Here is a 26,506-nt window from a genome sequence, read left to right as displayed (position 1 = left end):
GAGTTGTCTACGTTCCTTTGAGCCATTGAAAATCATACAAATCATGGACTCAATAAAAGGACAAGAAGTGCTCATTTCGGGTGCTAGTATAGCCGGACTTAGTACAGCCTGGTGGATGAATCAATTAGGGTATCGGGTAACCGTAGTTGAAATAGCCCCGCAACCCCGAGTTAATGGAGCTGCCGTAGACTTGAAAGGTGCTACAATAGACGTAGTGAAACGCATGGGGCTGTTTGATGAATTAAGCAAACAACGCTTACACGTTGACCGGGTCGAGTTCAAGAATGCGAACGATGGTACGGAAGGCTTCATCCAAATGGAGGGTATTGATTCTGATGAGATAGAGATTGAACGCGAAGTATTAATTGATATTCTCTTCAAAGCGTTATCAACGGACGTTACCTTTCTGTTTGACGACAGCATTACAGCCTTGCGAGAGCATACAGAAGGGATAGACGTAGAATTTAGAACTGGTTTACAACGTACTTTTCATCTGGTGATTGGTTGCGATGGGGTTCATTCGGGGGTAAGAAAGCTTTGGTTTGGTAAGGAAGCGGACTATGCCCATTTTTTAAATGCGTATGCTTCACTCACGATTTTAAATAAACTACTGATCAAACCAGGCACCATGCAGCTTTATAGAGTACCGGGCAAATCCATTACTCTAAATGCCTACCAGAATAAAACGGACGTTATTTTTAGCTTTGTTTCCGATCAAGAGATCCCCTATGATTACCGCAATAAAGTACAGCAAAGGCAACTGATTCTTGAGCAGTTTGCGGGCGAAAGCTGGCGAACTGCCGAGCTATTAGACGAAATGCAGCAGTCGGATAATTTTTATTTCGTTGAATTCTACCAAATTAAAATGCCCTCCTGGACCAAGGGCCGGGTGGCCCTAGTGGGCGATGCCGCTTATTGTGCTTCTCCGGCGGCGGGTATGGGGGGCTCCCTGGCCATCAGTGGTGCTGCCGCTTTAGCCGATGCCTTACAAAAACACGAGGGAAACATTGAGGTAGCGTTTCAGGCGTATAATCAAATCTTTCTCCCGTTTATCGAACAGGTACAGACCGAAGCCCAACAAAACCTACATACCATTTTTCTTCCCAGAACTGAAGATGATATTCAAAAAAGAAACGCACAAACCACTCCCTTTTAGGCATGCCTAGCCACCTCTCATCCGTACGCATCATCGTAAATTATCTTGAATTCGCTAAGGCCAGCAGTAGCATACGTTATAGATACTACGCGATACGGCAAATATCTCTTTATCGCCCATTGCTAGCTCAGCGTGACCGGGTCACGCTGAGCCGACGCATCTGAATTTTAGTTGGTGCATCTCCTAACGTTGCTTGAATCTTTATTTAGTTCTTTTTTGCAAGTGCATTTACCTATGATCAAGCTTTACACGAGATCCCATGAACCTGGAATTCTATAGACCTACGTTAGAAGCCTTAAGTCCCTATATCGAGGGGTATTACTTTATTTCCCCTAGTGAACATGCCAGTAATCTTCATTATTGGACCTTCCCTAACAATTTTTTCATTGTTTCCGTAAGCCAGGACGTAGCTATCGAAATGGGAGAAAATAAACTCTTCGTTAGACACTCTGCTCAGCCAACGGTTCTCTCCAACTTTGTTTCTCGTTATACGACGCCCATTGAAGTGCTTTACGATGGACCCATACTCGAAGTAACCATTTATTTTAAGCCTCTGGGAATCAATCAGTTCATTAAGGATCCGCATACGCTTTTTGAACAAAATACCGCCCTTGATTTTAATCCCTTTCCTGATTTCATTCCCAACATGACCGAGATTCTTTCGACTTCAGATCGAATACTTCAGCGAAAAAAGTTGGAAGCGTATTGGCTTTCAAAGCTACAGATCAAAGAATTTCCACCCATCAAAGAGGTTATCTTGGCTCTTGAATCCGAAGAAAGAATAGAGGGCATCGCTCATAAAAATGGCTTTTCAAGGCAGTACCTCAGTAAGCTCTTTAGCAAAGTAGTCGGTAAATCCCCGGTAGAATATCGTAAGATTCATCGCTTTAGAGCAGCTATAGCGAAACAAAAAAATATGAAAAGTTTAACGGAGCTCTCTCACGAAAGCTTGTTTTACGATCAGTCCCACCTCATCAAAGATTTCAAGCAATTTACTTCTGTCAGTCCTTATACTTTCTTTAAGAAGGTAGATACCGATCAGGAATGCCTTTGGCTCTTTATCTAAGTGTTTCCATTTTTACAATTTCAGCGAGTCAGCCCCCCCTACCTTTGCCCGACAACTGATTTGTATCCCAATGAAACCATTACTTTACCTGTCTGCCTTTTTCGTACTACTTGTCCTACCCCTCCAAGCTCAACCCCTCCAGTGCCCCTGTACGCAAGCTTTGCAAAAACTGGTGCTCAAAGTAGAACGCGAATACCCCGGCTTTTCAAGTAAAACCAAAGACACTTCCCTCTATCAAAGCCTCAAGCAAACGCTTCATAAACAGGCAAAGGGTAGAGATGCGAAGGGCTGCCCGAGTGTATTGAAAACCTATACAGATTTTTTCAAAGATCCACATCTCTGGGTGGGAGCGAATGGCACGCCCTTCGTAGCAGCTACTACTACATTTAGCGAGAAGCTGACGATTGATTTAAAGGAATTTGAGAAAGATCTCCAAACCACACCGGACAGTGTGGAAGGCATTTATACGATGCCAGGATACAAAGTTGGTTTAAAGAAGACCCCTGCTAACGAATACATCGGGTTCATCCTTGAGTCTGCCTCCAATGCCTGGAAACCGAAAGACATTAAATTCAAGTTGCTTGCCAATGGTAGCTTTACGTACGCCTTGATGGACCGATCCATTCAGAAAGGACAGTATCAAAGTTTTTATGGAGCCCTTTTGTTTTTAGAGCAGATCCAGGTGGTCTTAACTAAACAAACTCCCAAACCCCGCATCGACAACGGCCAGATCGAAAGCCGTCGCAAAGAACTGGAAGGCTTTTACTTCAAAAAAGTATCAGCAAAGACCTCAGTCTTAAGACTACCCAGTTTTGAGTACCAGCATGTAGAGACGATCAACCAGCTGCTTACTGAGCATACTGCCTTACTGGAATCTAGTCAAAATCTGATCATTGACCTGCGGGGCAATCCCGGCGGAACTACGGATGCCTATCAAAAACTACTCCCCTACATTTCAGGAAAGTTTATACGCCATACAGGAGTCGAATTCCTGGCTACTCAAACGTATATTAATAATTTAGAAACGTATAAAAAAAGCCTGGGTAAGGATACGCCAACGCAGAAAATCGATCAACAGATTCAGACATTAAAGGCAAATTTGGGAAGGTTTGTAAACTTTACCAGTACCGGAAAATCTTTTTTTATTGATACCCTAACCGTAGCTCTTAAAAGTCCTCAGCAGATTATTATTCTTGCCAACAAAGGCACCGGCAGTTCGGCGGAATATTTTTTATTTATTGCCAAGCAAAGTAAAAAAGTCAAGGTACTAGGCACCCCCAGCTATGGGGCCTTGGATTACGGAAATGCCTTTCTAATTGACTTTGATTGCCCTCCCTTTCAATTATTCATGCCCACGTATCGAGCCTTACGGTTGCCAGACTATCCCATTGATAACATTGGTATTCAGCCCGATGTGTATTTAGATCCATCAATCAAGGATTGGGTAGCCTTTGCAAGGGATTACTTAGAACAATAGTTTGGGGGATGCAATATCCTGCCGAGTACGCTACTGCCATTGATGCCGTACTATGAAAGGAAAGCAGTACTGTAACTTATAGCCCTAATACACTGGGTGAAATCACGGAGTTACGGGGAATTTAGGTACGGGGAAATGGCCACTTCTTCGTACCTAAACAACCACAAAAGACCGCATTCTATTTTCCTTACGGACCTTTGAAACTTAGTTTGCTTCGAAAAGAGTGCTTCACCCTTGGGCCGATCCTATGAATAGCGTTTCCACCCTGGAGTGTCATTTCAAAAGCCCCTTAGTTAGGAGCGTTTCTTTGATTCAGAAAATCAATCGCGATCCCAGCCAGTATTGATCCTTTCTCCTCGGGCATTTCGTGTCCTACATTCGGATACACACATAATTGTCCATAGCGGAGTGCTTTATACATGGCTATCGTGTGTTCCAGTTTAATGAGGTCTCTGTCCCCACGAATGAGTAATACCGGTACGTGGATGGCGGTGAGTTTATCGTCTGGGATTTTAATCTCCCTGGCCCACATTTTCTGATTGTCCTCCCAAAACTTGATCCACTTTTCCGGTTCTGGATTCATCTGCTGATAATGTTCTAACCAATCTTTATCTTCCTTGACGGCTTCAACCGTGTATTCTTTCAATAAGTTACGTCCCTCCTCGGTCAGTCCGCTTGCTTTGGCGTTCGACGCACCGCTTACCACTTTCTTTATTTTGTCGGGTCTTTTGGCTGCCAGCAGTAAAGCTGTGTTTCCGCCCAGGCTCCAACCCATCACATACGCACTATCCAGCCCCAACTGATCGATCAGTTGCGAGTAGTACTCGGCCATTCGTTCGCCACTCAAAGTATCCGCGTGCTCCGAGCGACCGTGTCCCGGAGCATCCGGTGCGATCACCCGGTAGTGTTTTGACAGTTCGGGTATGATACCCGACAAGTTTTCTATCGATCCTAACCCCTGGTGCAAAAGCAACAACGGAACGCCTTTCCCATACTCTTCATAATAGATTTTTGTTTGATATAGGGTTACATATTTCCCCTGATTGGACCCATACTTAGTAGGCTCATCAACCTGTGCAGTAGGCTTTTCTACCTGATTGCAGGAAGCAATGACCCAACTAATGACCATAAATTGCAGGACTTGTTTCATCTGGATTTGACTGAATAGTACAATTAGAGCTAATATGTAAATTTCAAGATGAAATAGATTATTTTTTATAAAAAATAGTACTTGGAGCGGAGGAGCAAAAGATAAATAGGTTCTGGGCATCAATCATTTACATTGATTAAAGCGTAGGTTTGTCGGTTAAAGAACTTTCTCCCCTGGCCATTTTCTATGAACCAATGACTAGTATAGACTAAGCCCCGTCCAGACCATTGAGTGAATGGTCTGGGCGGGGCTTAGTTGGTAAAACCGAGAAAGTTAGAATAATTTTTCCTGAGGCGGAGTTACCCCTGCTAACCGCAGGTAAACTGTAGTTTGTCCCCGGTGATGTGTCTGATGTTCAAAATCCTTCGCTAAAACCATGGCCCGCGTCATCTCGAACCGACCAAAGAGTTTAACCTTTTCATTGAGCTGAGTGGGTTTCAGCTTCTTTATGCCTTCAATCACAAAATCATACCCCGCTAAGACTAGCTTGGTCACATTCGCTTTCGATAGATCCGTCGTCGATTTTTCCAACTCCCCCATTCCATATGGGCTTTTCTCACCCGTAGCGGCTGAAGCAAATCCGTAATTGGCATCGCTTAGATGAAGCATTTGCTGGGCAAAAGACCGGATTTCAGCCGTAGGCTTGAGGCTATAGCCCGACTCAGGCATGGCATCCAAGTACTCTTTGGTGTAGGCCTTGGCCCGCTCCCACTCTTTGACGTTTTCTTCAAGGGTCATTTGGGCCTGTGAAAATTGAACCAGTCCAAGAAGCAGACACAGGGTAGCGATTACGTTAATCTTTGTCATCGTTTGATACATATGTTTGGTGTACAAATAAAGTGTTATTTGTATGGATTGAAAATTAGGATAGACCCTACGTATTGGTAAGGTATTGTCTTTCAGCTGAAAATAATTAGTAGCTGCGGTTTCCTTATTATTTACCTATGACGGGTAGCTGAAGAGCAGTTCTGCTCTATCTAGTTCGTTCATGCGATTTGTTAAAAGGAAGAATCTGGAAGTAATCAATTTGGAGACACCCTGGCGTTCTTTATTAAATAAAAGCACACCATATGGCTAAGAAGACGTAGTTAATGGTCAAATGCACCTTTCCTGAGATAAATAATAGACTTTAGGACACAGCTCCTCCGCTAAGTAGCAAAGAAGAAACTGATTGTTTTCTCCCTCTCTAGTTTGTATTGGGGTATTTTACAGCAAGGCCTCCACTTGTGCACGATAAGAAACTCCGATAGGAATTTGCCGAGAGGCCATTTGAATTTCTGAACGACCCATTCGCTGGATGTATTGGATGTTAACCACAAAAGAGCGATGTACACGAACAAAATCACCCGCAGGAAGCAAATTCAGCAATTCGGGTAACTGCTTCTAATAAGAATGGTTTGGTGGGCCTGACAGATCTTAACGTAATTATCGGCTGACTCCAAATACTGAATCAGGTGAGGCTGAATACCTACCCATTCGTAGCCGTCCTTGACAAAAAGGGGAGTTGAAGCAACTACAGAGCATGAGCGGTTCCGATCCCTGATTTTCTGCGTAGCTTGCAAAAAACGATCGAAAGCAATGGGTTTGAGCAGATAATCGGCTACTTCCAGCTCATAGCCTTTTAAGGCATATTCAGGGTAAGCCGTAGTGAAAATCACCGCCGTTTGCCTGCGAAGAATTTCTGCGACTTCCAGCCCATTAAACACGGGCATATTAACATCTAGAAAAACTAGATCGACCGGTTCCGAGCGGAGAAAATCCAGTGCCTTACGGGGATTGGTAAAAGTAGCTTTAAGCTCCAAGAAAGGAATCCGTTCGGCAAAGGTTTGAATAATCTCTAGAGCAATGGGTTCATCATCGATGGCTAGGCAGGTAAGCATGGCAGGGATGTATTAGCTAGTAATGGTCCAGATGAATGCACAGGTATACCTGATACGTATGTTCATTCGAATGTATCTCTAACGTATGCTGACGGTCGTAAAGTAAATGTAGCCGTTTCTTCACATTTTTCAGGCCAATTCCCGAGCTGTTGGGCAAGTTAGTTTGGGGAACCACGGTATTAGCAAGCTTCATTATTAACTGCGAGCCCTTACAACTAATCTCCAATCGAATCCAACAGGGAGCATCTGTGCGGATACCGTACTGAAAGGCATTCTCGATGAAAGGAATCAATAAAAGTGGGGCAATCGAAAGTGCAGGTATATGCGTAGGCAGTTCCGTTTGAATGACAATGGATGTATCTGTAGGAATTCGTTTCCGTTGAAAGTCAAGATAGGCTTTAACAAATGTAAGCTCGCTGGTTAAAGGAACTTGCTTCTCGGCATCCGTATCCTGTATATAGGCCATGAGAGCAACTAGTTGCTGAAAACTTTGCCCGGTAGCTGTACCCACTAAAGAAGGCTGGCCCCTGAGCAGCGATTGAAGCTGGTCGAGTAAATACGGATTACTATTTAGCTTTTTTTGCTTTTGTACCTGCTTTTCCAAATGCCTGGACTGCTGATACCAGAGAATGGCCTGGTACACAACCGCAGTACCTAAGTAGGGAATAGTGCTCGATACCCAAATCACCCATACGCTCCTTAGCATCCGCTGGTAATCCATAAGCGTATGCGTAACTTCCCAGAAGTACTGCGTACCAAAGCCGTAGATAGAGCCTTGATAGGGCGAACCGATTCTCACTAGCCATTGGTTAAAGGTAAATTGAATATTTATAACAATCCAATACGCAAACGCTAGTACCCATAGCCCTGCCAGATAGTTTAGTCCTTTCCATACAATGGCTATACCCACGTCTTTTTTGGTCCATAAGCGTTGGAATAAAAACCTAAAGTAGATATACGTGAAGATTGACCAGATTAAGCCTTTTACCAATGTCCCTTCTACCCCTGCAATGATCTTGTACCATATAAAGGGTAGAAAAGCGTTTTCCGGCGTTGGGTGCGTTATATAATATAAGTAGGCATAATAGGCAAAGCTCACTAGCCCTAAACATACTGATACTTTGACTAGCACCTTCTTTTTAGAAAATGCGGGGATTTCTAAGGCCTTTTCAACGGTTAGCATCTTGCGTGCTTGGGTAGCTATCTGTTGAATGGATTCAGTGATGGAAGACTGATTTTCCCGCAAGGATTGACCATAAATCGTATTCAGAGCATTGTATAAAAAGTGCGGATTAATCTGAGTTTTTAGCAGTCCTAACTCGGATTCGCGGGCCGCTAAAGAAAGTTGCCTACGTCGATAAAAAGTGTCTACAGCCAAGTAGCAGAATCCTAACAGGCTATAAAGGACTAAAGAACCCAGTAGTCTGGATAAAGCCCATGTTCTTTGAGACCATCCGCTTAAAGCCACCATGAAGCTTTTAATTGCGTCCCCCGGATGCATTATGCGGTCAACGTAAGCTACAAAGGGTATACTCTTCGACAGATTGACGACCTCTAAGACCACTTGACTCAGAAGGAGAACACTTCCAAAGCAAAAGATACGCCCGAGAAGGCTCTTATTCTGCTCCGTTGAAAAAATGGATTTGATGATAATCTCATAGCTTAGTAAGCCCATCAGAGCGAATACAAAGGCTACTAAAAATGTACTCGTATACAAATAAAGGGTGTCCTTTGACAAATAGTATTTAACTAAGTACCAGAATAAAAAGAGGACGATAAATTGAGTAATAAAAACTGTTCGGTGACGAGGAAGGTAGAGCATATTCTTTGTTTCATTGGTAAAACAAAGAATATGCTCTACCTTCCGGTAAAAAAATAAAAGGGATGAATCGCTAATCAGTTGGGGTGAATAAACTTGCTGATTACAGTAAGTAGGTTGCCAGTGCTTCTAGTAGACTCAACTATTACCTTAGTCACCTGTAGTTTGATCAAATCTGTAGGTGCTTGAACAGCAGCATTAGCAAATGAGAAAGTGGAAACGCCAGGCCAGCATTTCATCCCCGTTATATCTAGATTTCTTTTTGTTCCTCTTCGGAGCGTTACGTACGATTCGTGTAAGTGGTTTTCCAGATACTTGTCTTACTACTAGAGACCCATTCCATTCCCAAAATCTTCGGAGCGAATAAAGTACCGCAACCAAACTGGAATGCACTTAGCCATGGAGAATGCTTGTTCAGTATATTCCATGGGCGTGCTGCTGGGAAGTATGTACTAAATCATGCAGTTCATGGGAAGATCACCCCTGGTGCTGGTATACTATTTGTGCAGAATAGGAGATAGACTTGTTTTATACTTACTAAAACCTACGATGACCGAATCTTCCGTTGCTGGCCTTACCAATCTGGAACCTGTACTTATTCACGCCGCCCGTCTGGGAGAAACGGCTGTTATTCAGGAATTAATTGATCGTCATACTAATGTCAACGCTCGTGATGAGAAAGGGTATACGCCCCTGATCATTGCCTGCTATAATCATCAATTTGAAGCAGCCCGGCTTCTGCTTCAGGCCGGGGCTGATGTCAATGCTCAGGATTTTGGCGGAAATACGGCACTGATGGGCGTAAGTTTCAAGGGCTATACGGATCTGGCCGAGTTACTCATTGCTCAGGGAGCGGATTTAAATTTGCAGCACGGCAATGGCGGAACCGCCCTGATGTTTGCCGCCATGTTTGGTCGAAACGAAGTAGTGAAATTATTGCTCCAGTACGGAGCCGATAAAACGATTCGCGACGTACGAGGCTTAACCGTGATGGACCTGGCCTTACAACAGAATAATATCGAAGCTGCTGAATTACTGAAAGATGAATAGCGATAGAACGTAACACCTGATACGTTACATGTAAAAACCGCAGCTAAGAAAAAGCCCAGTCTGAAATTATCAGACTGGGCTTTTTCTTAGTGAAACCTAAGCTGGAATTTTTCTGGGTTTTTCTCGTTCCCAGAAACGATGCTGAGCAATCGCTTTCGTAAACAAGTCAGCTAGTGTTGCGGAATCATCGCTTACTACTAAACCTTCCCGTAAAACGGTATCTTCCGAAAAGTCGGCTGGTAGTTTTTTCGCAAAATACGTTGATTCCAGTACTTGCAGAGCTGAAGCGTGAGCTGCAATCGGCTTGCAATGTTTGAAGGCCTCATTTAAGAAATGAACCGCATCGGCTTCCGCTTCTACCGCAGCGACACTATTCGTTCCTCCGGGTACATACACCGCATCGTATAACACGGATGCCGCCGTCAGGAAACTGTGATCGACGGGAATTTCAGTATTATCAGCCGATAGAATGAAATTGAGTCGCGGAGCAATGACTTCTACTACAGCACCTTCGGCTTCCAGCTTGCTTTTCACAATCTGGAGTGATTCTTCGTCCACTCCATCCGCAGCCAGAAAAGCGACTTTTCGCGTTTGGATACTGTCTTTGATGGTATTAGCCATACTCAGGGCTTCCGAGGAAGTCAATGACCCTTCTGCCATGACGGAATCATAATCCGCAGGATCTGCATCGGCTGGGACACTGTGATTAACGGGCAAAGCCGGATCCTGGGGTACCGGAATACGTAAGGCAAAGGCTACTTCAGCGGCGAGGTTTTTATCGATTAGTGATAAAATACCCAGCATACGTTCCCGAATAGCCACGGTTTTTACCTTACCCAATTCGAAGCTTAATGCATCAATAATATGGTTCTTCTCGGGTTCGGACTGACTGTTGAAAAAGAGTCGGGCCTGACTGAAGTGATCCATGAAGCTCTTGCTACGGGCTCGTACTTTTCGGGCTTCAATGCGTTCAGGATAACTGGAAAAGCCGCCTTCCGAAGACTTCGACTGCTCGGGATAACCGCCACCTAAGGAATTAGGGTGATAACTCGCTTTTCCCTTATTGATCATCTGACGCATGTGACCGTCCCGCTGGTTATTGTGTACCGTATTGAGGGGACGGTTGATCGGAATTTCCTGGAAATTAGGTCCCCCCAAACGTAACAGCTGCGTATCCGTATAGGAGAACAAACGTCCCTGTAACAAGGGATCGTTGGTGAAATCAATACCCGGTACAACATGTCCGAGGTGGAAAGCCACTTGCTCGGTTTCCGCAAAGAAGTTATCGGGATTACGATTCAACGTTAGTTTACCAATGCGTTGCACGGGTACCAGTTCTTCGGGAATGATTTTGGTCGAATCGAGCAGGTCAAAGTCAAATTTAAACTCATCTTCTTCGGCTACGATTTGCACACCGAGTTCCCATTCCGGGAAATGACCGCTTTCAATCGCATCCCATAAGTCGCGACGGTGAAAATCGGGGTCTTTCCCGGAAATATTCTGAGCCTCGTCCCAGGCCACCGAGTGAACACCTAACAGGGGTTTCCAGTGGAATTTAACGAAACTTGATACGCCTTCCGCATTGACAAACCGGAAGGTATGAACGCCAAAGCCTTCCATCATCCGGTAGCTGCGGGGCAGGGCTCGGTCACTCATGGCCCACATAACCATGTGAGCGGATTCGGGCATCAGAGAAATAAAATCCCAGAATGTATCGTGAGCGGAAGCGGCCTGTGGAATTTCATTATCCGGTTCCGGCTTAACAGCGTGAATGAGGTCTGGAAATTTGATGGCATCCTGAATGAAGAATACGGGCATGTTGTTCCCTACCAAATCAAAATTACCTTCCTGCGTGTAGAACTTAACGGCAAAACCGCGAACATCGCGGGCCAAATCCGTCGATCCTCGCGAGCCGGCAACGGTCGAAAAACGCACAAACACGGGCGTTTCCAGCGAAGGATCATTCAGAAACTGGGCTTTCGTCAGATGAGCCATGGACTCATACACCTTGAACACACCGTGTGCTCCCGATCCCCGGGCGTGTACAACGCGTTCCGGAATCCGTTCGTGGTCGAAGTGCGTGATTTTTTCGCGTAAAATGAAGTCTTCCAGCAGGGAAGGACCCCGATCTCCCGCTTTCAGGGAGTTATTATCGTCGCTAATTTTCAGACCTGTATTGGTCGTCATTTTTTCACCCGAGGATTGCTCGGTATGCGGAGCCAGATTATCGATTTTATCGTTTCCTGGTTGATTGGGTTGATGCGTCATTTTGCTCGTAACTCGTAAGAATAGATACTAGGCTTAGGCTTCCTGAGAAGCTTTGTAATTCACGTCGCTTTCGGCTACTTCCGTTAACAGGGCGTCTGCTTGTTTTTCTTCTTCCAGCGTTTGAGCAAGTAATGAAGAAACGTCGTCATAGCCCAGCGTTTGAGCCAATTGGGTCAAGCCGCCGTACGTGGCAATTTCATAGTGCTCCACTTTTTGCGAAGCCAGAATAATGCCAACGTCGCGTGTGGCAGTACCCTCGTCGGTACTTTCAATGATGCCTTCTCCTTCTTTAGTCAGGCCTTCCATCGCATCGCATTTCTTGGCAATGGCTTTCTCGCCGAGGATCTCGAAGATTTGCTCCAGGCGATCCACGTGCGTTTCAGTCTGCGTCAGGTGATCTTCAATCGCTTTTTTGAGTTTATCGGAAGTGGCGGAACTAATCATCTTAGGAAGACTCTGTACCAAATGATTTTCGGCCCAGTAGATATCCCGTAGACAATCCAAAAAGAGTTCCTGTAAAGCCGGCTCTGCCGAGGGAGAGGTTTTCGTTTTGAAGATAGGGTCAGCACCCGTTGTATTTTTCATAATAGTATGATGGAATAGATACGTACCCTAAATAATCACAAAACTTATACCATCTTTTTAGTGGGGAGGAAAGAGGTAAAACATGCTAGATGATTACCGGAGGAGAACATACGAAGCTAGTCTAACTTACCTTTTGATTCGAATGAATCGGATTTGATCGGTATAGACGTCATTCTTTTTTCGATCCATTGAGATCTCATCTACCCTTTACTAGTTCCATCTTAGTTTGCCAGAAGAAGCGTTTCGCTACTCCTCTGTCCTGTCGCGGTAGTTAGGGGAGATCATCCGGTCTGATTGCTAATAGGAGTAATTTGCTGCCTTTTTTACTAGCTATGCAGAATCTGATTATTTGTTTTCCAGTTGATCTCCTCGATACAACGGAGCAAACGCCGCTGCTTAAGATTCAACTACCTGAGCGGAATATATACTGAACACAACGGACTAATTCTTTCGTTTTAAATAACAAGACAGGTTCAATATTCCTATATAGGTTAATTCAACGATTTGACAACCCTATTATCCGCTGAGTCTTACAATCTAAAAGTTATTTACACCTAGAAAGTCAGAAGCATAGATTATAAAAATTCAAGTTCTACGTTGCTACTGTTTTATCACTATAAAAGATAGTTTTATTTTTAATAATAATCAAAACACTTTCGCATCATAGCTTAAGGATATTTTTAGATAGCTATTAGAACTACACATTCTTTTGTATAATATTCTTTACATATAGTATATCCAACGGTTACTGTCAATAAGCGAATAACATAAATTGTTTTTAAAACTTGACTGTAGGATATGTAAATTCTAACGATCACTTATTGTAAAAACTAGTTCTAACACCTATTTTAAAGCCTTTGTATTGAATTATAGCCCTTAATAACTTATTCGAAGCTCTCATTCTCGTAAGAATTAAATATTTCTTGACTTAAGTTATGACAGCTCATTACCTCTCTAAAAGAATAATAAAAGTAAAGAGCACTAATAAAAGCAACGGAATAAATGAATTGGAGTAGAGTTAAGCTCAAAAGTCCTACTAGTTTTTACCTCCTGTTGCACGATACCAGTAGCTCTAATTTAAACTTTATTCATTTAAAAGATGCATCAGGCCTTGTAGGATTGCATTTTCCCTTTAAGTCTATAGGCACTTCCCTTCCCTACTGCTGCCTTTCGCTAAGTCGCTGAAAATTAGTTCGTGCACTTAGCGGAAGTTAGACTTAAAAGAGATTAAATTGGCCATCCACTAATCCGCCACGCTCTTATGAATTCTTGCCGCCTACCTCTGACTATTGCCTATCATTTACCCGCACTCAAGGCCGAACAGCTCTCCATCATCAATTCCCTATCTGACGAGTATCTGTTAATCAATTTAGAAGATCATCATACGCCAATTCATCAAGCAGTAAGCTTTCTGGCTCCTGACTTCTTCCTGATTCAACCACCCCAGCTTTCACTCTACCAATACACCTTCGGGTTACTTCAACAAATCCGGGCAACACCCAAGTTAGCAACAAAGTGTATTGTATTTTTATCCTCCGAAGGAAATCATCAATTATTCAACTCTTTAGACTTAAGTGGACTTTTACCGGCAATCTTTTCCGTCCAAGATCTGCGGTCTTGCTTACATCAACTTCAGCAAGGCCTTCGCTATGCATCGATCCCATTAACGGCCGTGGATAATCACCCGGAAATGCTAAATTACCTTGCCAAACTTACTTCTCGCGAACGCGAGGTAATAGGTCTCATTGGTTGGGGTGAATCCAATCAGGAAATAGCTAGTAAGCTTTCGATCAGTGTAAAAACGGTCGAGAATCATAAGCTTCGAATAGTTCAGAAATTATCCCTTCAATCAACAAGTAAGTTACGCCAAATTGCTATCAAAATACTTGATCGCATTAGCTAGCGAATTCCCCTATTTGTTCTATAAAATCCATGGTTTTCCCCTATTGTATTCGGAGTACTTGGCAATCAACTTTGTTCAGCAGATTGATCTGGTAACTCACCCGCAGAGAATGGCCACTTAACGGGTATTTCTAAATCTATACAATGGAACGAAACATGTACAAGAATCAAACATTGCGAAAAGGACTTTATGCGATTCTGGTGGGTCTGATCACCATACCTATGAGTTGCAACAGGCAAGAGATTGACACCCCTACGCCCGCAATAAGCAAACAAGCTGGTGCCAGACTAAGCCAGGGAGGGCAATGTGCTACCCTTACCTTTGGAAGAGAATTGGGGACTTGGAACACCGTGCCTAATAGTCGTTTTCAAGTAATCATTGCCGGGGACGGTGATCGACAATACGTAGGACAAATTTTACCGGAGCCTCAATTTGGTTCACGCTTTCTTATTCGGGGTGGCCAATTCATTGCACGGAGCGACTTTAATCCAGCCGCCATCGCACAAGGAGCTAGTGGCTGCTTTGAACCAGGTCCAGATGCAAATGGATGGTTTGTTTCAGGTTTCAGCGTCAACGACCTAGGTTCTGATTTCGAGCAAGTGACGGCTACTGACGGCTCTCCAGCTTATCGCGTCAAGGATCGTTTTCAAAATGTTACGGATGTTTATTTTAGCAGGACTTACCTAGGTTCCTGGACCGTCAACAACACACCGATAGAAGCCCGTAGAATTTCTGGAGTAGGTTTGGTTGTGGCTCAGAATATTACTCAAGTTGATCCACGATCCCAAGGCCGCGATACGTTTATTATTCGCGGTAGAAACATCCTTCAACGGGGTGACATAAGCCTGTTAAACGCCCTGGACCGCGGCCGCACCGAAGCTTTTGCTGGACCTCAAACGGGTCTAAGTGGATTACTTCCCCCTTTTGGCAGTCTTAGTATACCAGGTTATGAGCTTCTACCCGCTGGAGGTGGTGCAGACGAAGCTTACAGACGCTTACCTTAACGGTTTCAAGTGATCTCCCTTTACACGTATAAAGCCGCTTCGGATATCCGGAGCGGCTTTATACGTGTAAAATTCACGTTTTAAATAGATAAAATCGGTATACACCTCAACTTCTTCCAGAGCCAGATAATCAGCGTAAGGATTAGGGACGGCACCTACCTACGTACTCTGCGTAAGCTCTTTTAATATTTACCTGCCCTTAGACTTCTTAAGATCGATGGCTTCATGAGTTATATCATAGATCATTGTTTACCAGATAATTACAACTCAATTCTCAACCAACCCTAGTCCTACGAAAAGGCGAATTAGTCAACCAGGGTAATGCCGTTAGGCTCCGCAGGAACGGATTCAGCAGGATACGTGAGGGCGACTTTCTTACCCGTCTTTTCGGCTTCTTCCAGCGTAGCGAAAAGCTCCTCTTTGCCTACGGTCATCAATGCCGTTAGTAACAGACCTCCATATTCCCGTTCCTCACTACCTACGGGTGCTGCTCGTCCGTTTCTCTGGTAATTGTCAAAAATTTGTTTACCTGTCATGTTAGTGTCCTGAATAGAATCCTTGCCAATATACGTAAATACCAGACAATCTGATAAGCTTCTTGGTACGAACGGCAGACCTAGTTCTTAACCGCCGCCACACCTCTTAGCCAGCCATGGTATAACTTCTCAACGCTCATACCAGGCAGGCTATCTCAACGCTTGTGAATAGTTTGATGAATCCAACCGGCTGGATTCATCAAACTATTCGTTCAAAATATTTTCACTCCTGGCCAAAGGTATCTTAACCTGTATCTAGCTAGCTTTACCCCCTAACCTTACCGACCATGTCATGACAGTCGCCTATTATATTTCCCAACTCGAAAGCCTGTTTAATGGACAACCCTGGCTGGATGAGACCCTGTTGAAAAAGACGGGAAGCTTAACTAGCGAGCAAGCCTTTCAAAGACCCTATCCACCTGTTCACTCGGCAGCTGAAATCCTGGCTCATCTGATTGCCTGGCGTCAGGTCTTAATCAAGCGGCTGGAAGGCAATTATGACTATCAAATCCAGATGCAAAGTGCTCAGGATTGGCCTTCACTGGAGCAGCTTCAGGCTTTAGGATGGAATACTTTACAGCAAGAGTTGATAAGCAATCAGACCCGTTTAATTGAATTGCTGAGCCAGCAGTCGGATGAAGTATTAGCAATCCCCTACAACGATCAGGGACATACGTTTGAATACCTCATCAATGGTATCATTCAACATGACCTTTATCACCTGGGGCAAATCGGATTAGTGATTAGTATGCTTCATTCGAGACACCTATAATCATTCTTCCTGCTTAGCTACCTAAAAGTAGAAGAGTAGCTTTTTGTCTTCATGCACCCGATCTCATCTTTAATGAAATGTGCTCTTTGATCCATATCAATGAAAAAAGTGAGTGTGTTGACAAGGTAGTTATTGAATGAACCGACTTAAATGTGCAGGTTGATGGTAAGCAGTAACTAAGATAGGCAGTCAGTGAAATTCAGGTTGAGTTATTATTATATTGTAATTACACCTAATCGTCTTTTTATTTAATTCCTCAGTTTATTAGCCAAAACACGATCAAATCAGGATTGGCTGCGTCGACAATTTCCGCTTGCTCAAAGTTTAGTATTTGAAGCAGTTTAGTTTAACGTTGGTTGTCTTTATGAGTGAAAGCTTCAATGGTTTTGATTCCAAGTATGTCAACGGCAAATGCAATGACTTTCTTCATTGCTTCATTCATCATTCCTTGTCTTTGGTACTCCGGTAAAAGCTCATAGCCTATTTCGCCTGTATTGCCTTCGTTTGAAACGTTAAAAAGACCAATGGTTCCTACCACCTTTCCGTTAAAAGTCTCTACAATAGCCCAATACAGAAGATTATTGGCCTGAATGCTTCGAATAAATTGCAATGCTTCCTCTAAGGTTTGACTCGGCTTTCGATCAAGGTACTTGTTTATTACTGGGTCAGATCGAAGCAAAAAATGGCTTGCCCATCGTTTTCTAACAATTGCCGAAGTGTCAACCGTTCCGTAGTGAGTGTGGGAAAAGTCAATAGCCTTTTATTGAGCATGTTTTTCTATTAGTTGAATATCCCGGTATTCTAATACAAAATGCGAAGGGTACCGTACATTTTGACCTACTTTGAAAGCCGCTCATCAGTGCAAAAATCGGAGCGTTTCATGATTATCTTTTTTCAATGTACCTGATCAATGAATTCTATAGTACGGGCTGTAAATACTAATGATCCACAGCTACTACTATTTAAGCGAATCAAGTTAAGAAAGCCGGGACAGTACTTGAATCAATGACTCCACATTTACAGGCTTAGTTAAGTATTCGTTGAAGCCCGCTTCTTGGGCCTTCCGTTGGTCTTCCTTTTGACCATATCCCGAAACCGCTATAATGAATACTCCCCTGCTCCAAGGCTGTTGGCGAATCTGCTGGCAGGTTTCATACCCATCCACATCGGGCATACCAATATCCAACAAAATGACGTCAGGTCTGAGACTTTCCGCCGCTGTGATTCCGTCCCTGCCGCTATTACAGGCGTGTACCTGATACCCGTGTATTTCCAGAAGCATACGCAGGGTGAGCGTAGCATCGGGATTATCATCTATCAGCAAAATGCGTAGGGGACCCGTTTTTGCGTCTTCTCCGACCGCAAAGTGCGATTGAACCTCTTTTACGGTAGGCAAGCGGACCATGAACGTACTACCCCGGCCCAGTCCCTCACTTTGAGCCTCTACTTGCCCGCCGTGCAGTTCGACAATCTGTTTGACTAGCGTAAGCCCTATACCCAGTCCGCCTGCCGAACGGGCCAACGAATTATCAACCTGCACAAACAACTCGAAAATAGAGGTTAGCTGATCCGGACTTAAGCCAACACCCGTATCCTGGATGTGGAGTAAAGCCGTATTTCCCGTGTGTTCCAAGCTCAAATGAATGTTACCCTGTGGGCCTGTATAGCGAGAGGCATTCGTTAATAGATTCATCACTACCTGCATGAGCCGCGTAGGATCCCCTTCCAACTGAACCGGGGTATCCGGCAAACGTACCGTTAGCTTTTGCTGCTTTGAATTCACCAAGGTTCGCACAGCTTCGGTCGTCTGGTTGATGAGTTCGACTAGATTGACACGCTCTTTTCGGAGTTCGATCTTCCCCTGACTAATGCGGCTGACATCGAGCAGGTCGTCCACCATGCGTACCAGGTGATTCATCTGGCGAGTCATCATCTCCAGTACGGATTGGGCCTGAGTACTGGTTGCCACCGTTAGAGATAGTACCTGCAATCCGTTGGAAAGCGTAGCCATGGGATTGCGAAGTTCATGAGCCAGCATGGCCAGAAACTCATTCTTACGCCGATCCGCTTCTTTCAACCGATGTTCAGTCTGCTTTAATGCATGGATATCGGTAATGACCGCCACGCCTCCGGTGACCTGGCCCGTCTGACTCCAGATAGGCACCGCCGCTACCCGGGCCCAATGTAGGTATTCCCCCCCTTCGGTATATTGCATTTCAATACCCGGCACAACTGACTCCCCTCTTAGTGCCCGTGATCCTGGATAGTCTTCTAACGCCAAGGCTTGCCCCTCGGCATCGTACGCACGCCAGCGTTGCGGATGATCTAAGTCCCGGGAAGGAATGATACCGCTGGGCATATAATAGTCCATTTTCTGATTGCTCAGCACGATCTTTCCAGTGCTATCCATTACGCCAACGCCGACCGGCAGGCTTTCAAAGAGGGCGGCCAGTCGGACGTCATTTTCCCGCAGGGCTTCTTCAACGACTTTACGGTTTGTAATATCAGCCATGACTCCGCTAGCCCGCAGGGGCTGGCCATTTTCCTCGGCAGTGACTCTTCCATAGCCGCTCATCCATCGCGTTTCTCCATCTTCCCGTATCATTCGAAACTCCGCATCATAAAGTGTACGATTCGTGATGGCTTCTTGTAGTTGAGTCAGAATCGATTCAGCATCCTCGGGATGCAGGTGACGGGTAAATGCACTGGAAGGGATTGGATTAGGCTCGATGTTCATGCCTAACAAGTGAAAATGCTCTTCATTCCAATACACCTGGTCGTTTACTAAATCCCATTCCCAGGTGCCCATCTGGGCAGCCTCTACCGCCAGCCGAATCCGCTGTTCTGATTGCCGCAGGGTTTCCTCCAGCTTTGCCCGTCCCACCGCCGCCCAGGTGCGTTCAGCTACGGCTTCCACCAATTTAATCTCTCTGGGTGTCCAGCGGCGAGGATGCGATGAGATAGCGACCATGGACCACAAGGGCTTATTTTCACCTTTACGCAAAGTCGAGGCCACCATTGCTCGCATACCCAATTTCTTACTGTTTCGCTTTTCGGCCTCGGATAGGCCTTGCCTTTCGTAGTCATCTTCAATGACGAAGGTCTCATCGAAAATAGCCTTAAACGCTTCTGGATAGTCGGACAAAACAAAGTGGTCAGGCAAGGGGGGCACGGTATCTTTGCCAAGTTGATAATCAAGATCGGCCCGGTTTTCTTCTACATAGTACGAGGTAATGTAACTGCGATCCAGTTGTAATTGCTCGGTGAGTAGTTCAAGGGCTCGGTTCGCTACCGCATCCGCCGTTAGCTGGGTTCGTAGTTCGTCAGAAAATTTAAGTAGGAAAGCCTGCTCTTCGGCCTGTTGTTTGCGTTCGGTGATGTCCTGGAACACGGCGGCCATGAAGGGACTACCCGCCCCGCCGACTCGCGAGTAGTACGTGTCAATCCAACGGCCCAAGTCAGCGTTATAGGCTTCCATCCGCACTGACTCACCGGTTTGATAAACGTCACTCATCGCATCCAACCAATCCTGTTCCAGATGGGGCACGATTTCACTGGCTCGCTTTCCCAACCAGCCGCCGATTCCCGCATGACGTTCAACCCCCGGGTTCGCTTCATGCCAAATCAGATCGGTAATACGCCCGTGCGGGTCGGGAAAGACTTCCACAATGGCAACCCCTTCGTCAATCGAGTTAAACAACGTGCGGTATTTTTCTTCGCTTTTCTGCAAGGCTTCTTCGATGCGTGCTTTTTCCAGCCGGTTCCAAATTCGCGTGGTTAACTCCTTTATTAATTCAATCTCGTCCTTACGCCACCGCCGGGGTTGCATCGCTGCAATTCCCAGCATGAATTTGAAAGTACCCTTATGAGCCAGCGGCACTGCGACAAAAGACCGGATCTGTAAGGCCGCATACGCCTCTTTGCTCACTCGGGAGTCGGTCTCCGTGTCGATTACCGCGATAAGTTCGCCGGCATTATTCTTGGCAATTTGTTCTTCGGTCCAAAGGTCTTTTATCTGGTGGCGGCCATTTACTGAGGGTACGTCATCGGCCGTCCAGCCCTCCATAAACACCTCTACTTCCAACGTGTCAGATACTTCCCCGAAATTGCACCACTGAGCGTTGAAATGCTTGCCAATTTTCTCCGCCAGCATGCCCACCGTATCTTTAATGGGCTTTAGATCAATCAGATCTTTAGTTATTTCAGCTAAAAATGCCAGTTGTTCTTCTTGGCGTTTACGTTCGGTGATGTCCTCAAAAACAACAGCGACCTGATGGCTATCTGACCCGCCAATACGTGAAGCATACAACTTGTACCAGCGTTCGGAGTCAGCGTGATAGTTCTCTAGAAAAACCGGCTCTCCGGTATCGATCACGCTTTGGTACGTATTCAGCCAATAGTATTCCGTACCAGGAGCGACTTCGGAACCGAGTTTGCCGGTCGGGTCATCCTGCCCCGTGTGCGATAGGTAGGCTTGATTAACTTCAATGAAACGATAATCTACGGCATAGCCGGTCTCGTCATAGATCAATTCAATGATACCGAAGCCTTCGCCGATGGAGTTAAATAGCGATTGATACTTATCCTGAGCACGTTTAGCTATTTCGTCTTTCAGTCGAAGATTTTCCTGCTCGGCCTTTCTGCGTTCCGTATAATCGGTTGCGATTATCAAAATCTGAGTCACCTGACCCACTTCATCCCGCTTGAACACTTTGCCACGAATGGATAGTAACACCCAATCACCCTTCTTATTTTTCAGCCGATATTCGGTCTTGTTTTCCTCTCCGTCTGCTAGTGTCTCAAACCGCTGATAATAGGCCTGAATAGCGGGCAAATCCTCGGGATGAAACAAACTCATCCGATCTGCGAAGGGCATGGCTACTATTTCCTCCGGGTCAAAACCGAGCACAACTATCGGATTTTGGTTAGCATGCAGGATCTTTTTAGAGGAAAGCTCGACTACGGCTACAACATCGGGCAAAATTTCACTAATCATGCGAATGAGATGTGCCTGCTCAAGTAATTCCTGCTCCGCTTTTCTTTGCTGCGTGACATCGATCGCAGTAGCCACCAGGCCATCCTCCAGTTTAGCGGCCATCAGATGAAACCAGCGGTCCATGCCTTTGAGGTTAATCTGGACTTCAGTATTCAATTCAGTACCGGTCTCTACCACCTCCCGATACAGTTTGAATACCAGCGTGTCTTTAATGCCGGGATACGCCTGTGAATATCGCTGACCCCTTTGGTTTTGAAGAGCATACTTACGGGCTTGCTGGTTTTCTAATTGAAACTCGAAATCAACCAAGGTGCCGTTTTCGTCCCGTACGGCTTTGTGATAAGCAATGGGATTCAGCGTAACGTCAAAAACGGTCTGCACTAATTCTTTGCTTGCTTTGAGCTCCTGTTCCGCTTGTTTCTTCTCCGTGATATCTTGAGTAGTCATCACGAAGCCATCCCCCATTTTCACTAGGGTCTGATAAAACCACTGATCCTGAAACTGTTCATGGGAATAATACTGCTCTTGCTCAATAGCTAGACCCGTTTCGGTAACCTGTACAAACTTTTCAAACAAGCCGGTTTCTACTACGCCCGGGTTTAGTTTAAGCAGCTGTTGACCAATGACCTCACCATTCTGACTGACGCCCCCCTGATTGTTCATAATCCAGGTAAAGTCCCTGATGCGACCAGCATCATCCCTTACGGCCTCAAAAGCCTGAATAATGAAGGGCGTACTATCAAGAATCGCCTGCAACAATTCTTTCGTAGACGCTAACTCGGCTTTTGCCTGCTTGCGAGCCGTTATATCGGTGGTCGTCGTCGCCACACCATCGCCCAGCTTAACGGTGGACTGATAAAACCACCCATCAAACTGTTCATGGGCGTAGTGCCGCTCGGACTGATCCGCGATGCCCGTTTCGCAGACTTGCTTGAACGTATCAAAAATGCCGACTTCTTTCACGCCGGGATTGAGCGTGAGCAGGCTCTGGCCGATTACATCTCCGTACTGCTGTTCACTACTCTGATTGTTAAGAATCCAGACAAAATCAATGATTTCACCGGCTTGATTGCGTACCGCTTTAAACACCTGGATCATATCGAGCGTACTATCCAGAGTGGCTTTAAGTAAAGTCTGGCTTTGCTGTAACTGTTGGGTTCGCTCGGCTACCTGCTGCTCAAGCTCTTGCTGGTAGGTTTGCTGCGTATGCAATAAGTTTGCTTCGGCCTCTTTTTTGGCTTGAATGTCAATGTTGATGCCCAACCATTTTTTGACGCTTCCATCGGCGTTAAGGATCGGTATCGCCCGCACGTTGGTCCACCGCCAACCACCCCCCGGTCGTTGCAGACGAAATTCAGCGTTTACGGGCCAGAGCCGTTTAGCCGCTTCCTGCCACTGAGCAAGGGCATATTCCTGATCATCGGGATGTACAGCTTTCACCCAGCCTTCACCCAGCGACTTACCCGTATAGGCCCGCCAGCTCGGTGAATCAACGACGACTAAACCCTCTGCGTTGGTTTCCCAAAAAGCCTGAGCGAAGGATTCAAGTAAGATTTGATACTCATTCGTTTGAACAGAAGCGTGCGAACTGCTTTTATTAGCATCCATAACGATAAAAAGGTTGGAGGGACTCAACTAGTAATCGTGGGTAATCACTAAGCAGTAAAAGGGTTCAATTCTGGCGGGAATGAATGTCTAAGTAAGCCTATTCCAAGCAGCAGCCATAGGATAGCTATTTTTCTTACCTTAAGTCAAGAAAATCCCACTACTGAGGTTTCCAGTACTGGGGTATTATTTCGTTAGATGTAGGACTACTGTTTCGTACGCTTACTACTATACGAACTATTAAAAAAAACCGCCCAGCAATGCCAGACGGGTCAGAAATATATTTTAGATTAGTTACAACGTTTGCGTATAGCTAGCTTTTGCTCAGCTTCAGCCATTACGGTAACTTTAGCCGAAAGAGTCTGCTTTAGTGGTTCGAACGTTTTGATACCTAGTGACCTCTTAGCTACTCACTATGGTATAGGATAGCCAATGGCCTTTCTATGGTAATAAGCTATCCTAATTATCTATCAATACATCAGTTAAGTCTTACCAAGGTAAGAGAAGCCCCTTGAGCAAAATCATCTAGTTGAAGCGTAATGGTTTGCTGGTTGTATTGAGCTACATGTAACCCTACTTTATCTCCTTCTTTTAATCGTATAATAGAAGTAGACTGCACTTTATAATCTAAATCAGATGATCTCACGTAAGCCTGACTACTAGGATAAGGGTCCACAAATAAAGCTGCTTGATATCCATATCTATTCTCTAAAGACTCTGGTTTTGCACTTATGAAAAAGCTAACCAAATAATTCCCAGCTTTTTTGACGGTGAAAATGGTTTTATCCTCATTGATTTCAAAGTCATCAGAACTATTGATAGCTGGGAAATTCATCATTTTGGGTACGATTGGTTCTAAAACGAAATACCGGGTGTAGCCATTCACTCCGTAGAAATAAGTACTACTGGGAATTTCACTTTTACTAACCATTTTATCCCATGCAGATCCGTTGAAGGTATAAAATCCCGGGTCTACATCAGTTTGGTAAATCATTAAGCCATTAACAGCTTCGGGCTGACCAGGACTACCCGGTCTGTTGGCCTGCGTTACCCGTGGAATAAGTATTCCTTTGTTCGTTGAATTGACTTCCAATTGGGCACTTGGGTGCGGTGTTTGGGTACCAATACCAATTTGGGAAAAAGCGGTGGTAGCTATTAAGGAAAAAGCAAGAGCGGTAAAAATTTTCATATAGAGCTTTTAAATTTAGGCAATCAAAGATAGTACTGTGTTGAATAAAAAAAGACCTCTAAATTGAAAAGACTGCTCATACTGCTTTCCAATACTCATCTAATCGCTTCTGCTACTCACAAACAACCGAATTAATAGAACTGACTTATTTAGTTATTTATACCAGCAATACACCTCCTCTGTATTCCGTTACAAGGGGCTTAGCGTATTGAAGTCTAGTACTGCATCTTTCGCTGAATCTTCTCTTATTCAGCCTCTACCCTTACGGTAACCTTAGTCGAAAGATCCTTTAAAATTTTCTAGCGTATTAAGACCACATTTGGGGTACCTTGCTCAATAGTTCCTATTACTGGTTTGAGATAGCCAAAGGCCTAGTTCGGCATGAATCATTTCTCGAAACTTCCGCAAAGCCGAAACCAAAATCTGAATTCGTTCGACTTCGCTGGAAATCTTGAATTTGCTGCTATTAATAAAAGTAATGAATTTTATTAGATCATCGGTACTATCAAAGCATGCACCGTCAGTTTACCAAGTTCTAATTCCTAATTCACGAGAAAGTCGGCATTTACCTCAACTTACTCAATTTTTAGAGCCGGATAATCGGCTGTAGGAAGAGGGCGGTATTCTCTAGTTCCTCACGTTGCATATATTCTTTTAGGGTTGGTATGTCATTAGCCTCTGGATAAAAAATTAATTGTCAATCGACTGAAGCTTGTCAAATTAAGATTAGCTATCTACTATATTAATTAAATAGCTCTCATCAATGATAGGCTCAACCCAAGGCTTTAACTCTACCCTAAGCATTCCTCTCACGTAAATGTATTCTTTTATCGCCGGGTAAGCCACTTTCACTAAGGCCTAAATCTTTTTATTTAGGTACTGATCCTACGATTGAAGTACGCTGTAAACTGGCCAATACGTCGCTCTTTTCAACAATGGCCCTAGTTATCATTCCAGTATAAATCAACCCATTCGTCAATGGCTCTCATTTGTGATTTGAAATGTTCGATCCGATAAGGCTGCCCTTGTAGGTAAAATACCTTTGTTTCTACATGTATCAAGGTATCCAAATCAACATTCCTCTCGTTGCCACGGCTCCAGACCAATGGGTTCTTTAGGGTATCTCTCAGGTAATCTTCACGCTCGAGTGCAGTGCTATATTCTAGTATATAACCATTCGGGAAAGCTCTTTTTTCACATCTGATGTTTAGAATATTTTTATCTATACCGCTGGCAAGTTTAAGCCTTTGCCAACAATACCGTCGGTGCGGAGGTGAAATTAAATTTGTTGTACATGATGGTAATGGTTTTAAGATTTGATTTGTGCATTTTTCCAGTAAATAATTCAAGAAATATTTTTCGCCCCGTCAAAAGCCTATAGCCAGCCCTCTGAATTCCCCACTAAATCTCAAGTAAAACTGACTATCGAGTCAAAGTAATGCTTGGTTCTTTGCCTAAAAAAAGACGATGCAGGCTTTAGAAGAAATCCAACACCAGGAAGAACGTTTACGTATGGCTATGCTGCAAAGCGATGTAGAAACACTGGATGCGTTGATCGATGACGAAGTGATTGTCACGGATCCAGCCGGCTACCTGCTGAGCAAGGCGGATGATCTGGCCGCCCACCAATCCGGACAGTTACGCATTGAAAGCATCATCGCACAGGAGGTTAAAATCAAGGTGTTCCTGGAAACTGCGATCGTGTTTGCCCTGATGAAGCTAAGGGTATGGGTGGGCGAAAGTGCCATAGAGGGTTTATTCCGCTATACCCGCGTTTGGCATAAGACCGAGAATGGCTGGCAGATTGTTGCGGCTCACATTAGCCAGGCAGAAGGATAGTTAGTTCGGTCACAAAAAAGCCTACCTGCAACGACAAGTAGGCTTTCCCATGAATCATTCCTTAAAGCCGTTTGCTTATCAGAACAAGTCACCACTGAGCGATTCAGTAAGCTAAAGCTACAGTGGACTATATAGCTAAGTGGTATTTGCTCGACGGGTGGACTGATTTGCCCCCTGAAACGTCTCTTTTACTCCTAATTTGCCCTTGAAA

19 protein-coding genes are annotated in these 26,506 nt (G+C 44.7%); 8 read left to right on the top strand and 11 right to left on the bottom strand.

Annotated elements, in window-relative coordinates; translation table 11 throughout:
* The first annotated feature begins 43 nt into the window (after positions 1-43).
* The 3 genes from C5O19_RS08910 to C5O19_RS08900 all read left to right on the top strand — a co-directional run bounded on the left by C5O19_RS08910 (position 44) and on the right by C5O19_RS08900 (position 3,699).
* On the top strand, positions 44-1,156 hold the full coding sequence (locus tag C5O19_RS08910; protein WP_104711446.1) for an FAD-dependent monooxygenase: 1,113 nt from the start codon (positions 44-46) through the stop codon (positions 1,154-1,156).
* A 418-nt stretch (positions 1,157-1,574) separates the two neighbouring features.
* Positions 1,575-2,222, top strand: coding sequence for a helix-turn-helix domain-containing protein (locus C5O19_RS08905; RefSeq protein WP_165795980.1), 648 nt, complete (start codon positions 1,575-1,577; stop codon positions 2,220-2,222).
* A 70-nt stretch (positions 2,223-2,292) separates the two neighbouring features.
* On the top strand, positions 2,293-3,699 hold the full coding sequence (locus C5O19_RS08900) for a S41 family peptidase (protein WP_104711442.1): 1,407 nt from the start codon (positions 2,293-2,295) through the stop codon (positions 3,697-3,699).
* Between the two features lie 289 nt (positions 3,700-3,988).
* Here the strand turns inward: C5O19_RS08900 and C5O19_RS08895 are convergent, their stop codons facing one another.
* From C5O19_RS08895 to C5O19_RS08875, 5 genes are all read right to left on the bottom strand, one after another.
* On the bottom strand, positions 3,989-4,849 hold the full coding sequence (locus C5O19_RS08895; protein ID WP_104714004.1) for an alpha/beta fold hydrolase: 861 nt from the start codon (positions 4,847-4,849) through the stop codon (positions 3,989-3,991).
* Positions 4,850-5,122: 273 nt separating this feature from the next.
* Complete coding sequence (locus C5O19_RS08890; RefSeq protein WP_104714002.1) at positions 5,123-5,656, bottom strand: DinB family protein; 534 nt, start codon at positions 5,654-5,656, stop codon at positions 5,123-5,125.
* A 399-nt stretch (positions 5,657-6,055) separates the two neighbouring features.
* Positions 6,056-6,208: a LytTR family transcriptional regulator DNA-binding domain-containing protein gene (locus C5O19_RS26505; RefSeq protein WP_394341783.1), complete on the bottom strand. Its 153-nt coding sequence runs from the start codon at positions 6,206-6,208 to the stop codon at positions 6,056-6,058.
* A 2-nt stretch (positions 6,209-6,210) separates the two neighbouring features.
* Complete coding sequence (locus tag C5O19_RS08880) at positions 6,211-6,729, bottom strand: LytR/AlgR family response regulator transcription factor (RefSeq protein ID WP_104711438.1); 519 nt, start codon at positions 6,727-6,729, stop codon at positions 6,211-6,213.
* A gap of 16 nt (positions 6,730-6,745) precedes the next feature.
* Positions 6,746-8,551: a histidine kinase gene (locus tag C5O19_RS08875; protein WP_104711436.1), complete on the bottom strand. Its 1,806-nt coding sequence runs from the start codon at positions 8,549-8,551 to the stop codon at positions 6,746-6,748.
* A 456-nt stretch (positions 8,552-9,007) separates the two neighbouring features.
* Here C5O19_RS08875 and C5O19_RS08870 point away from each other — a divergent pair, with 456 nt between their 5' ends.
* On the top strand, positions 9,008-9,598 hold the full coding sequence (locus tag C5O19_RS08870; protein WP_317046483.1) for an ankyrin repeat domain-containing protein: 591 nt from the start codon (positions 9,008-9,010) through the stop codon (positions 9,596-9,598).
* Between the two features lie 96 nt (positions 9,599-9,694).
* Here C5O19_RS08870 and C5O19_RS08865 read toward each other — a convergent pair whose 3' ends face one another.
* Together C5O19_RS08865 and C5O19_RS08860 are read right to left on the bottom strand one after the other, a co-directional pair.
* Entirely contained in the window at positions 9,695-11,866 is a 2,172-nt protein-coding gene (locus tag C5O19_RS08865) for a catalase (protein ID WP_104711434.1), read from the bottom strand.
* Positions 11,867-11,899: 33 nt separating this feature from the next.
* A complete protein-coding gene (locus tag C5O19_RS08860; protein WP_094811630.1) occupies positions 11,900-12,451 on the bottom strand; it encodes a YciE/YciF ferroxidase family protein in 552 nt (183 codons plus the stop codon).
* A 1,261-nt stretch (positions 12,452-13,712) separates the two neighbouring features.
* Here C5O19_RS08860 and C5O19_RS08855 point away from each other — a divergent pair.
* Both C5O19_RS08855 and C5O19_RS08850 read left to right on the top strand, forming a co-directional pair.
* Positions 13,713-14,354 carry a helix-turn-helix transcriptional regulator gene (locus C5O19_RS08855; RefSeq protein ID WP_104711432.1) on the top strand — a complete coding sequence of 214 codons (642 nt, stop codon included), beginning with the start codon at positions 13,713-13,715 and terminating at the stop codon, positions 14,352-14,354.
* A gap of 155 nt (positions 14,355-14,509) precedes the next feature.
* Entirely contained in the window at positions 14,510-15,358 is an 849-nt protein-coding gene (locus C5O19_RS08850) for a hypothetical protein (protein ID WP_165795979.1), read from the top strand.
* 305 nt (positions 15,359-15,663) lie between these two features.
* Here the strand turns inward: C5O19_RS08850 and C5O19_RS08845 are convergent, their stop codons facing one another.
* Entirely contained in the window at positions 15,664-15,894 is a 231-nt protein-coding gene (locus tag C5O19_RS08845; RefSeq protein ID WP_104711429.1) for a hypothetical protein, read from the bottom strand.
* Positions 15,895-16,186: 292 nt separating this feature from the next.
* On the opposite strand from C5O19_RS08845, the gene C5O19_RS08840 reads away from it, so the two are divergent.
* Positions 16,187-16,666, top strand: a complete 480-nt coding sequence (locus tag C5O19_RS08840; protein ID WP_104711427.1) for a DinB family protein — start codon at positions 16,187-16,189, stop codon at positions 16,664-16,666.
* Positions 16,667-17,012: 346 nt separating this feature from the next.
* Here C5O19_RS08840 and C5O19_RS08835 read toward each other — a convergent pair whose 3' ends face one another.
* The 3 genes from C5O19_RS08835 to C5O19_RS08825 form a co-directional block, all read right to left on the bottom strand.
* Positions 17,013-17,345 carry a GNAT family N-acetyltransferase gene (locus C5O19_RS08835; protein WP_165795978.1) on the bottom strand — a complete coding sequence of 111 codons (333 nt, stop codon included), beginning with the start codon at positions 17,343-17,345 and terminating at the stop codon, positions 17,013-17,015.
* Between the two features lie 297 nt (positions 17,346-17,642).
* Entirely contained in the window at positions 17,643-23,270 is a 5,628-nt protein-coding gene (locus C5O19_RS08830) for a PAS domain S-box protein (RefSeq protein WP_104711423.1), read from the bottom strand.
* Positions 23,271-23,745: 475 nt separating this feature from the next.
* Positions 23,746-24,456: a hypothetical protein gene (locus tag C5O19_RS08825; RefSeq protein ID WP_104711421.1), complete on the bottom strand. Its 711-nt coding sequence runs from the start codon at positions 24,454-24,456 to the stop codon at positions 23,746-23,748.
* A gap of 1,467 nt (positions 24,457-25,923) precedes the next feature.
* Here C5O19_RS08825 and C5O19_RS08820 point away from each other — a divergent pair.
* Positions 25,924-26,295 carry a nuclear transport factor 2 family protein gene (locus C5O19_RS08820; RefSeq protein ID WP_104711419.1) on the top strand — a complete coding sequence of 124 codons (372 nt, stop codon included), beginning with the start codon at positions 25,924-25,926 and terminating at the stop codon, positions 26,293-26,295.
* Positions 26,296-26,506 lie beyond the last annotated feature (211 nt).

This window comes from Siphonobacter curvatus, assembly GCF_002943425.1.
Classification (GTDB): domain Bacteria; phylum Bacteroidota; class Bacteroidia; order Cytophagales; family Spirosomataceae; genus Siphonobacter; species Siphonobacter curvatus.
The sequence above is the reverse complement of the archived record's forward strand: the minus strand, read 5'-3'. Positions and strand labels throughout refer to the sequence as shown.

What these genes read in the sequence shown, in the direction of transcription:
- C5O19_RS08910 (WP_104711446.1), top strand. Translation starts at nt 44, where the DNA reads ATGGACTCAATAAAAGGACAAGAAGTGCTCATTTCGGGTGCTAGTATA.
- C5O19_RS08905 (WP_165795980.1), top strand. Translation starts at nt 1,575, where the DNA reads ATGGGAGAAAATAAACTCTTCGTTAGACACTCTGCTCAGCCAACGGTT.
- C5O19_RS08900 (WP_104711442.1), top strand. Translation starts at nt 2,293, where the DNA reads ATGAAACCATTACTTTACCTGTCTGCCTTTTTCGTACTACTTGTCCTA.
- C5O19_RS08895 (WP_104714004.1), bottom strand. Translation starts at nt 4,849, where the DNA reads ATGAAACAAGTCCTGCAATTTATGGTCATTAGTTGGGTCATTGCTTCC.
- C5O19_RS08890 (WP_104714002.1), bottom strand. Translation starts at nt 5,656, where the DNA reads ATGACAAAGATTAACGTAATCGCTACCCTGTGTCTGCTTCTTGGACTG.
- C5O19_RS08880 (WP_104711438.1), bottom strand. Translation starts at nt 6,729, where the DNA reads ATGCTTACCTGCCTAGCCATCGATGATGAACCCATTGCTCTAGAGATT.
- C5O19_RS08875 (WP_104711436.1), bottom strand. Translation starts at nt 8,551, where the DNA reads ATGCTCTACCTTCCTCGTCACCGAACAGTTTTTATTACTCAATTTATC.
- C5O19_RS08870 (WP_317046483.1), top strand. Translation starts at nt 9,008, where the DNA reads ATGCAGTTCATGGGAAGATCACCCCTGGTGCTGGTATACTATTTGTGC.
- C5O19_RS08865 (WP_104711434.1), bottom strand. Translation starts at nt 11,866, where the DNA reads ATGACGCATCAACCCAATCAACCAGGAAACGATAAAATCGATAATCTG.
- C5O19_RS08860 (WP_094811630.1), bottom strand. Translation starts at nt 12,451, where the DNA reads ATGAAAAATACAACGGGTGCTGACCCTATCTTCAAAACGAAAACCTCT.
- C5O19_RS08855 (WP_104711432.1), top strand. Translation starts at nt 13,713, where the DNA reads ATGAATTCTTGCCGCCTACCTCTGACTATTGCCTATCATTTACCCGCA.
- C5O19_RS08850 (WP_165795979.1), top strand. Translation starts at nt 14,510, where the DNA reads ATGTACAAGAATCAAACATTGCGAAAAGGACTTTATGCGATTCTGGTG.
- C5O19_RS08845 (WP_104711429.1), bottom strand. Translation starts at nt 15,894, where the DNA reads ATGACAGGTAAACAAATTTTTGACAATTACCAGAGAAACGGACGAGCA.
- C5O19_RS08840 (WP_104711427.1), top strand. Translation starts at nt 16,187, where the DNA reads ATGACAGTCGCCTATTATATTTCCCAACTCGAAAGCCTGTTTAATGGA.
- C5O19_RS08830 (WP_104711423.1), bottom strand. Translation starts at nt 23,270, where the DNA reads ATGGATGCTAATAAAAGCAGTTCGCACGCTTCTGTTCAAACGAATGAG.
- C5O19_RS08825 (WP_104711421.1), bottom strand. Translation starts at nt 24,456, where the DNA reads ATGAAAATTTTTACCGCTCTTGCTTTTTCCTTAATAGCTACCACCGCT.
- C5O19_RS08820 (WP_104711419.1), top strand. Translation starts at nt 25,924, where the DNA reads ATGCAGGCTTTAGAAGAAATCCAACACCAGGAAGAACGTTTACGTATG.